Below are 9,329 nucleotides of genomic sequence, written 5' to 3'. Positions count from 1 at the left end.
ACTCGAGAGGTGGATCGCTGGCCTTCCTAGTTATATCAAGGCTTATTTGCCGATCTCACTCTGCGAAAGTTGAGTAAATGATTAAAACATTACTGCTAATTTATTAAAATGTCGGCTTGTTAGGGGGCATCGAACCGATAAATAAGCCGACTATATCAATGCATCACATATGATAAAGTGCATTTTTTGATATAGATTCATAGACCAAAATACATATTTTACAATATTTACCTAAACATATACAATGCGTGCTTGACGTCTGACCCCTATAAAATTGGCTAATTGGAACGACCAGAAAAGGATTATTCTCCCTTGAGTGGAATGGTTCCTTTTTTGAGCTTATCATAAGACAACTTTTTTAAATGATTCAGATGTTAGATATTCATTTGTTTTTTCTTTTGCAAATTGAAAGGCATCAATTTCAGTAATTCGTTCTTGATAAGGTAATTTTTTATCACATTCGAAATGATGTCTAAAATCAGGATTTAAATCTTGCATAACATGACGAAATTCATGAAAAAGAGTTTCAATTAATGGGATATATTCACTGAAGCGAAAAATAAAGATAATCCCTAATTCTCTCCAGTAAATCCCTGATGCGAATCGTAAATATTCATCTTCTTCATCTCCTAAGTCACTTATGATATTATTCGCTTCACAAATAGAACAAAAAATAACAGGGATATTAAAATTTGAGTCTAAGTATTTAAAAATAGTATTGGATAATTCTTTAATGTCCCAATAAAATTCATCATCCAATACATACCAGTTTTTATATTGATGATAAATAATGTGTTTTTGTAGAACTTGGCTTAAAGACATGTATAAAAACCTCCTATACATTTTTGTCAATCATATATAAATAACTTTTTTCTGAGAGTAGATTAAAAACCACAATAGGATTAGTAATCTATTGTGGTTTTTAAGATTTTATTGTAAACATCATCCTAATTATTCCCAAAATTTATAAAGTCCAAACCCAATGCTTATATAATAAAATCACATCTAAAATTCTTTTCCATGTTTAGCAAATTTGTTTTTTTTATAATGGTTAAATTAACACTTTCTAACCTTTACATACAGTATGATTTTCTACCGTACTAAATATGGTTGAAGCTGGGGAATGTCCACAAAGGATAGAAGCAAGAAGACCTTAAAAGAACACTTCAAGTGATTCGTTTATACCTCAAATTCACTGGATTAAATAGAAAACCAACTCAAAAATAAAAGATAAGGAAATTAACTGGAAAATCGTTACAATAGTCCCGTGATTATTAGAAGAAAGAAACAGTAAAATAGTATTGTTGGAATTGTGTGAATTTTCTATAAAGGGGATGAATTGTCTGAAAGGAAAATTGTTATTGCTTGCTTTATCTTCGTCTTTACTATTTACATTTTATCCTGGAGGGAAAATGATGGACCAAACATATGCTTCGGAAATGGATGAGCTAATACCAGGGGCACATAATGTATCTGAAATTTATTTTGATGGGGAAAATGAAAACTGGCTTACTACGAAAAATCCGCAGCAATATCAAAAAGCAGTTGTTTATGGAAACCTTGGATTGGCTCCTTATAATTGGGGGAATTTGAGCGAAGGTACCGGTTGGTATCGGATGTATAAGCCTGCAGATATTAAGGGGACACAGGTAACTGGAGTTTTTGACGATGCGCAATTCGTTATTCGCGTACCAGAGAATTGGAATGGAAAACTGGTCGTTTCCGGTATACCTGCCACCCGGAATGAAACTTCGACAGACCTCATCTTTAGTGATTTTGTGTTAGAAAAAGGGTATGCATTTGCAGCGATTGATAAAGGGACGCAGGGGGAAAGCGATCCGATTGATCCGCTTGCAAAGGTAAAGAATGCACTGATCAGCGCGGATGACAGTGTAGCAGAATGGCATCTGCGCTTCCGCCAGGTGACAAAATCGGCTCAAAACTATTTAAGCAAGCATTATCCTGATAAGCTGATTCAACCGAATGATGCTGCAAACCCTGCAAGCCGTTTAATAAATGAAGACCATAAGGTGCCTACATACGCTCTGGGAATTTCAAACGGAGGCTATGTTGTCCGTTATGCGCTTGAAAATGATGGACCGGAAAAAACAGGAGAGCCGCGTCTTTTTGACGGAGGAGTTGATTGGGAAGGGGTGTTATGGACAGACAAGGCTCCGAACTTAATTAGCTCTTTGACAACTGTAGTCAATAATGCCGAAGAAGCCATTTTCGGCAGCGGGAAAGAACAGGACAAAGCAGTAAAGGAAATGTACAAAGCAGGTCTTCCACACGGATCCGAAAAACTATGGGCCTATCACGACCAAATATATTGGTTTGTAACCTTAAATATATACCGTGATCACTTTGATCCTGACGCGCCTGGAAGAATTGACTGGAAAAACTATTTAAATTTTGTGAATGGGGTAAGAGATCGCAGCTATGATCATATCTTTGAAGATTATAAATACGTATCACGTCCGAAAAGTATAAAAGAAAATATTAAAGTGATAGCGAATACTGGTGATATTGACGTGCCATTAATCAGCATAACCGGTTCATTGGATTCTCTCATTTTTCCTGCGATTCATGCAGAAGGATACAGAAAACTTGTGAGAAAAGCAGGAAAAGATCATTTGCACCGTCTATACATGATCGATAAAGGCAATCATGTGGACAGCCTGGTCTGGAATCAAGCAACAGATCCGGACAGAGAGCTTCAACCCTTATTGCCTTATGCCCATCAAGCTTTTGATCTGCTTGTCAATTGGGTGGAGAACAAAGAAGAAGCTCCAAACAGTAAGACTATAGTCACACCGCAAAATCCGGTTAAAGTTATTGACATTAACTCTGGGAAGGAAATGGATCCCTATTAGAAAAATAATTTTAAAAAGAACGTGGGGAACAACCTGTAATTAGACAAAGCAAGCCTCCTGCGGGGAAAGCGGGGGGTTTGTTATTACTAATTCATCAGTTTTTATAAAAGCAAACATTTTATTGTCGGCATTTAACAAAAACAGCTAATAGTCTGTCAACATTTTCATTTAAAATCTGTATATGATTTTGGATGTATCTTTTTGTTATCCATTTAGGCCTTATAAATGAGTGATATATTCTGGGAGTTAGTTGCATGCACCTGCGCTTATAATTTTTTTTGCTGATAATATTTTGTTCTTTCGCTTATGCGAGTTTATTATGTTCTCAATTAAATATGGCAATACATGATAAGTAACTGGACAAGTTTTGATAAAAGGATTATTGTCAGAGAAATGGAAATGCAAGAATAGGTAGAAAAATATATGTATCACGAGGAGAAACGAAAATGAGTAAAAAATTAGGATGTCTTCACGCCCATTATTCGAATGTAGAATATATTGAAACCGCACTTTCATCATACGATATTGACCTAATCCATTTTGTTGAACCTGGATTGATGCATCGAGTTTCATCAGATACAGGGTTTAAAGAAATTGATGCGCAAAAAAAGGTAAAGGAGCAGATTGAATGGATTGCTGAATGTAAGGTAGATGCGATTCTCATTACATGTACAAACTATATTGCTCTTTTAAACGAAAACCAGCTTTCTTCGTCAATTCCAATTATTAAAATTGACGAGCCCTTCTTTGAAGCGATTATCAATATTCAGGAACCCTTAACAATTCTATTTACCAATCCTGCGACAGTTAACGGAACTATGGAGCGACTTGAAAATGTCACCAAAACCAGCCAAACAGATCTTAATATAGAGGTGAAAGTGCTTAACCATTCATTTGACCTTCTCATGCAAGGATTAAACGAAAAGTATAACCAGGAAATTGAAATTTTTATAGCTCATCTCTTACAGGAGCAGAACAGGGTGATTGCCGTTGCCCAATTATCAATGGTAGAAGCATCTATACAGGTTGAAAAAAAGACAAATAAAGTCATAATAAACCCATTGGACACATTGGTATCTTATGTTGTGACTACATTAAAATTGGAGAAAAAGCCAAAAGTTACACTGAAGTAGGTAGATAATGTTTGTTTGAATAAAAGATGAGAAAAAACGGGATCATAGTTATTTTTACAGGAATATGGAAATTATTAGAGAATACATAATTGTCAATGTAACAATAATCCAGTGCATACTTAATTTTCTGTTTTAAAATGAAAGATCTGTTGCAACGCATTTTAGGATGTGGTAATATTAAAACGAACATATGTTCTGTTTATTTGCATTGACGTTAAAACGTAAAAACAAATTTCAAAAAAAGAGGTGTTTATAATGATTTTAGGAGTTAACCCTTATTTAGTAACAAATGGTGATGGACAAGAGGCAGTTGCTTTTTATCAAAAAGCATTGGGTGCAGAACTTATTAGTATGCAAACATTTGGGGAGATGCCTGAAAATCCAGAATTCCCGATTCCGGATGAAGCAAAAGATCGAGTTTTACATGCGTATTTAAAAGTTGGTAATACCGATTTAATGCTTTCCGATACATTTCCCGGCCAACCTTATCAAATTGGATCACAACTAAACGTTGCGGTAATTATCAATGATATTGAAGAATCAAAAGAGGTTTTTCAAAAATTACAAGACGGCGGTACAGTCGTTATGCCCCTTCAAGAAACATTCTGGAGCCCGTCTTATGGATCTGTTACAGATAAATATGGTGTCACTTGGCAAGTTTCAACACAAGTTTCTGAATGTGAATAACCTCTATTATTAAACTTAACCGTCCACATAAATAAGTTATGGTCAATCGTTTTAATGGTGCTGTCTCTATAGGGGCAGTACCATTGTTTTTAATAATTCATAAAGTTTAAAAGATATTTTATTTACTCCTAAAACCGTAATCACTTAAAACATCTCCTCTATGAATTATCCCCCTTCCTAAAAATATAGCTATCAGGTTCCTTATAGATTTTATTTACTGAAAAGTGAAAAAATGATATTGACAATCTTTTTATATGATGCTATATTTTTCCTTCGACTCAAAAAAGTTAGGAGGAGAAAGGTGTATGATAACGATTGAAGGTTTAAGCAAATCCTTTAAAGTTGCTAAACGTTCTTCAGGATTGGGGGAGGTGATGAAAGCGCTCTTTTATCGGGAGCATACTGTTGTTCAAGCGCTAAAAGGTATCTCTTTTTCAATAAGTCCGGGAGAAATAGTCGGGTACATTGGTCCGAATGGTGCAGGAAAATCGACAACGATAAAGATTATGAGCGGTATATTGGTTCCAGATGAGGGAACATGTTCGATCATGGGTTATACTCCATGGAAGGAACGGGTTTCTTATGTAAAGAATATTGGAGTTGTTTTTGGACAACGATCACAGCTCTGGTGGGATGTTCCAGTGTTAGATTCATTCGAACTTCTTCGAGATATTTACAACACTCCAGAGCAAGAGTATCAAAATACACTCAGGCTTCTCACCGAAACACTTGATTTACATACTCTTCTTCATTTACCAGTTCGACAACTAAGCTTAGGGCAAAGAATGCGATGTGAAATCGCTGCTTCATTACTCCACAGCCCGAAAATACTATTTTTAGATGAACCGACGATAGGTCTTGATGCCGTTTCTAAAATAGCAGTCCGCCAGTTTATTAAAACAATAAATAAAGAGAAAGGCGTTACCATCATCCTCACCACTCATGACATGAATGATATCGAGGCACTTGCTGAGCGGGTGATCTTAATCGGAAAGGGAAGCTTATTATTTGATGGCAAATTGAATGACCTAAGAAGTCGATTTGGATCACATAAAACCATTACCGCAGATTATCGTGAAACGGAACACGTATTTGATATTCCTGGTATTTCCATCCTTTCATGGACTCCTGAACGGTCAGTCCTTAGTGTAGATACCGATAAGATCCTGATTTCTGAAACAATCTCACAGTTATCAGCAGAGGTAGAATTACTTGATGTTTCGATTGAAGCACAGCCAATCGAAGAAATTATTGTTAAGCTTTATAAGGAGTACCAAATATGAAAGCTTATGTATCTGTATTAAAGCTGCGATTGCTTAATGGAATGCAGTATCGGGCAGCTGCTTTGGCAGGGGTGGCAACCCAATTTTTTTGGGGATTTATGTATATCATGATTTTTGAAGCATTCTACTTGAATACCATTGAATCACCACCAATCGCTTTAAAGGAACTAATTATCTACATTTGGCTGCAGCAGGCCTTTCTTGCCTTCATCGCGTTGTGGTTTCGGGATAATGAATTATTCGACTTAATAACAACTGGAAATATTGCCTATGAACTCTGTAGACCATGCGGAATCTACGGATTTTGGTATGCTAAGCTTTTGGCGCAACGGTTGTCGAGTGCTTTCCTTAGAAGTTTTCCAATCTTACTCGTCGCTTTCTTTTTACCGGAGCCGTACAACATGACGCCTCCGCCTAATGTCCTATCCTTTGTCTTATTTCTTACATCTTTGATTCTTGGTTTATTTCTTCTCGTTTCAATCTCTATGTTTATTTATATTTCTGTCTTTGTAACAATGTCTCCAGTTGGGTCACTGTTAATATTTGGAGTGATTGGGGAATTTTTTGCCGGTTTAATTATTCCCATCCCACTGATGCCATCATGGCTGCAAAACATAGCTTACATGCTGCCATTTCGTCTAACAGCTGATTTTCCTTTTAGGGTTTATTCAGGACATATTCATCATCATGAAGCAATAGCAGGGATTCTATCTCAGCTTGGATGGCTGGCCATATTAGTATTACTTGGCAAAATTGCGTTTCATAAGGCACTGCAAAAAGTGGTTGTACAAGGAGGGTGATCGATCTTGAAGATTTATTTTAAATATCTTCTCATTTTGTTTAAATCACAAATGGAGTATCGGACATCTTTTTGGCTATTAACAATAGGTCAGTTCTTTATTCCGTTTTCTGTCTTTGCTGGTTTATATTTTCTATTTGAACGTTTTGGGCAAATTAAAGGCTGGAGTTTTTATGAAGTAGCACTCTGCTTTGCTGTCATCCATTTGGCATTTTCCATCAGTGAGTGTTTTGCTCGCGGATTTGATTCATTTTCAAGTTTGGTAAGAGCTGGTGACTTTGATCGACTCTTGGTTAGACCGAGAAGTACATTTGTTCAAGTGCTTGGTTCGCAGTTTGAGTTTACGAGATTCGGCAGATTGATGCAAGGTTTAATCGTATTATCGATCGCGTTAAGCAATCTTTCTATTGAATGGGATGTGATAAAAGGAATGACATTGCTCCTCATGATAATAAGTGGGGTGTTTATCTTTACAGGTATCTTTATGCTTGCTGCTACTATGTGCTTTTGGACAATTCAAGGTCTCGAAGTGGCGAACATATTTACAGACGGTGGGAGAGAAATGGCTCAGTATCCCTTAAATATTTATCAAAATTGGGTGACGAAATTTTTTACTTTTATCATCCCTTTCGGATGTGTCAATTACTTGCCATTATTGTATCTTCTTGATAAACACGAAGGAAATGGTTATTTATACATGATGTCACCATTAGCAGGGATCTTATTTATTTTGCCTTGTTTGTTTGTGTGGCAGATAGGTGTCAGGCATTATCGTTCTACGGGTTCTTAAACTTCTTCAACTTAAAACATATGAAAAGAAATTCGCCCCTTAAGTAAATTAGATAAGGGGCTTATCATTTCTACCCTATCTTTACGAGGACTCATTTTATTTCATCATATTGCCAAATCTCTTACCTGTTTTTTACCAATCAGTACAGCGTTTTGCATAATTATTACCTTTAGAATAGGATGTGTACGATTTGACAATTAGGATAGTGTCAGCAAAAAGATCATAATATGTATGAAACAGGAAATGTGCATATTAGATTAAAAAAAATGATTTTCCCTAGCTTAACCATTATTTTGTGCTATAGTAAATAAGCCTTCTAATAAACAAATGGCACTTATTTAAGGAAAAGAGATGTGATTATATTGCATGATTTTTTACAACTAGGAATTCGAAAAGAATTAAATGATACATTAAAGTCATTAGGATTTGTAAAGCCTACCCCAATACAGGAAAAAGCCATTCCTTCTGTGTTAGAGGGAAAAGATCTTATTGCCCAAGCACAAACAGGAACTGGTAAAACATTAGCTTTTGTTCTGCCGATATTAGAAAAAATTGATGTTGATAAATCTGAAATTCAGGCACTTATTTTGACGCCAACACGTGAATTAGCACAACAAATAACGAAAGAAATAAAGAAAATGAAAGAAAATCTGGAAGGAGTTAATGTGCTTGCCGTTTATGGCGGACAGGATGTCGCGCATCAGTTGAAAAAACTAAAAGGAGCACAGCATATTGTTGTAGCTACTCCTGGTCGGTTGTTGGATCATATTCGCAGGCAAACCATTGATCTTTCAACAGTAGAAGTATTTGTATTGGATGAGGCTGATCAAATGCTGCATATGGGGTTTCTTCCTGAGGTAGACGAAATTTTTTATGAAACGCTTTCAACTCGTCAAACCTTGCTTTTTTCTGCAACCATCCCAAGTGAAATTCGTAGTTTGGCAAAAAAATATATGGTCGAGCCAGAGAACATTCAAATTAAAGCGAAACAGGTTACTGTGGAGGAGATTAAACAAATTATTATAGAAACCACTGATCGTCGCAAACAGGAGACATTACTGCATTTATTACAAGAAGAGCGTCCTTTTTTAGGAATTATTTTTTGCAGAACAAAGATCCGTGCCAAAAAACTCCACCAAGCCCTTCTCACAAATGGTTATTTGGTTGAAGAACTTCACGGTGATTTAACACAAGCCAAACGAGAAAAAGCGATGAAGCAGTTTAGGGAAGCTAAAATCCAATTGTTGGTTGCAACAGATGTTGCAGCAAGAGGCCTTGATGTAGAAGGTGTGACACATGTCTACAATTACGATATTCCGCATGATGTAGAGAGCTATATTCATCGAATTGGCCGAACAGGTCGTGCCGGTGGTGTTGGAGTGGCCTATACTTTAGTAGCTCCAAAGGATCGCGACTTTCTTCGTATGATTGAAAAAGGGATTAACCAATCGCTGGAAAAGCGAGTAATTGAAGGAGTAAGTCTTCCTGATCGAGATGATTATGAAGTAAAAATAAGCCCACAAACAAAAGATTCACATCGCTCAGTGAGAAAAGGACAAAAACCACGAAATGATTCAAAATCCTCATCCAGAAAAAGTGCAAATGATTTGAAAAGGAAGGGCAGGACTCGTTTTTCATCAAAGGTTAAAAGGACGAGATAAATTTTAAGATAATAAAGAGAGGCTGGTAATATGGTACCTATAGATAGGACACTCGAAAAAGAGTGTTTCATCTATAGGTATTTTTTTATATACTTGAATTTCA

General features: G+C 36.2%; 8 protein-coding genes. 7 read left to right on the top strand and 1 reads right to left on the bottom strand.

Annotated elements, in window-relative coordinates; all coding sequences use genetic code 11:
* Positions 1-342: 342 nt before the first annotated feature.
* Positions 343-822: a DUF3920 family protein gene (locus Q1B07_RS25410; RefSeq protein WP_299090827.1), complete on the bottom strand. Its 480-nt coding sequence runs from the start codon at positions 820-822 to the stop codon at positions 343-345.
* A 521-nt stretch (positions 823-1,343) separates the two neighbouring features.
* Here Q1B07_RS25410 and Q1B07_RS25405 point away from each other — a divergent pair.
* From Q1B07_RS25405 to Q1B07_RS25375, 7 genes are all read left to right on the top strand, one after another.
* Positions 1,344-2,873 carry an alpha/beta hydrolase gene (locus Q1B07_RS25405; RefSeq protein ID WP_299090838.1) on the top strand — a complete coding sequence of 510 codons (1,530 nt, stop codon included), beginning with the start codon at positions 1,344-1,346 and terminating at the stop codon, positions 2,871-2,873.
* 446 nt (positions 2,874-3,319) lie between these two features.
* A complete protein-coding gene (locus tag Q1B07_RS25400; RefSeq protein ID WP_299090825.1) occupies positions 3,320-4,006 on the top strand; it encodes a hypothetical protein in 687 nt (228 codons plus the stop codon).
* A gap of 255 nt (positions 4,007-4,261) precedes the next feature.
* Positions 4,262-4,693, top strand: coding sequence for a VOC family protein (locus Q1B07_RS25395; protein WP_299090823.1), 432 nt, complete (start codon positions 4,262-4,264; stop codon positions 4,691-4,693).
* Between the two features lie 305 nt (positions 4,694-4,998).
* Positions 4,999-5,976, top strand: a complete 978-nt coding sequence (locus Q1B07_RS25390; protein WP_299090821.1) for an ATP-binding cassette domain-containing protein — start codon at positions 4,999-5,001, stop codon at positions 5,974-5,976.
* A complete protein-coding gene (locus Q1B07_RS25385; protein WP_299090818.1) occupies positions 5,973-6,776 on the top strand; it encodes an ABC transporter permease in 804 nt (267 codons plus the stop codon). The genes Q1B07_RS25390 and Q1B07_RS25385 overlap by 4 nt, the downstream gene beginning before the upstream one ends.
* 6 nt (positions 6,777-6,782) lie before the next feature.
* Entirely contained in the window at positions 6,783-7,565 is a 783-nt protein-coding gene (locus tag Q1B07_RS25380; protein WP_299090815.1) for an ABC-2 family transporter protein, read from the top strand.
* A 362-nt stretch (positions 7,566-7,927) separates the two neighbouring features.
* Positions 7,928-9,226, top strand: coding sequence for a DEAD/DEAH box helicase (locus tag Q1B07_RS25375; RefSeq protein WP_299090836.1), 1,299 nt, complete (start codon positions 7,928-7,930; stop codon positions 9,224-9,226).
* Positions 9,227-9,329: the final 103 nt, after the last annotated feature.

The organism is uncultured Metabacillus sp. (assembly GCF_947503125.1).
Classification (GTDB): Bacteria; Bacillota; Bacilli; order Bacillales; family Bacillaceae; genus Metabacillus.
The sequence above is the reverse complement of the archived record's forward strand: the minus strand, read 5'-3'. Positions and strand labels throughout refer to the sequence as shown.

Excerpts from the sequence above, each read along its gene's own strand:
- Q1B07_RS25410 (WP_299090827.1), bottom strand. The coding sequence starts at position 822 with ATGTCTTTAAGCCAAGTTCTACAAAAACACATTATTTATCATCAATAT.
- Q1B07_RS25400 (WP_299090825.1), top strand. The coding sequence starts at position 3,320 with ATGAGTAAAAAATTAGGATGTCTTCACGCCCATTATTCGAATGTAGAA.
- Q1B07_RS25395 (WP_299090823.1), top strand. The coding sequence starts at position 4,262 with ATGATTTTAGGAGTTAACCCTTATTTAGTAACAAATGGTGATGGACAA.
- Q1B07_RS25390 (WP_299090821.1), top strand. The coding sequence starts at position 4,999 with ATGATAACGATTGAAGGTTTAAGCAAATCCTTTAAAGTTGCTAAACGT.
- Q1B07_RS25385 (WP_299090818.1), top strand. The coding sequence starts at position 5,973 with ATGAAAGCTTATGTATCTGTATTAAAGCTGCGATTGCTTAATGGAATG.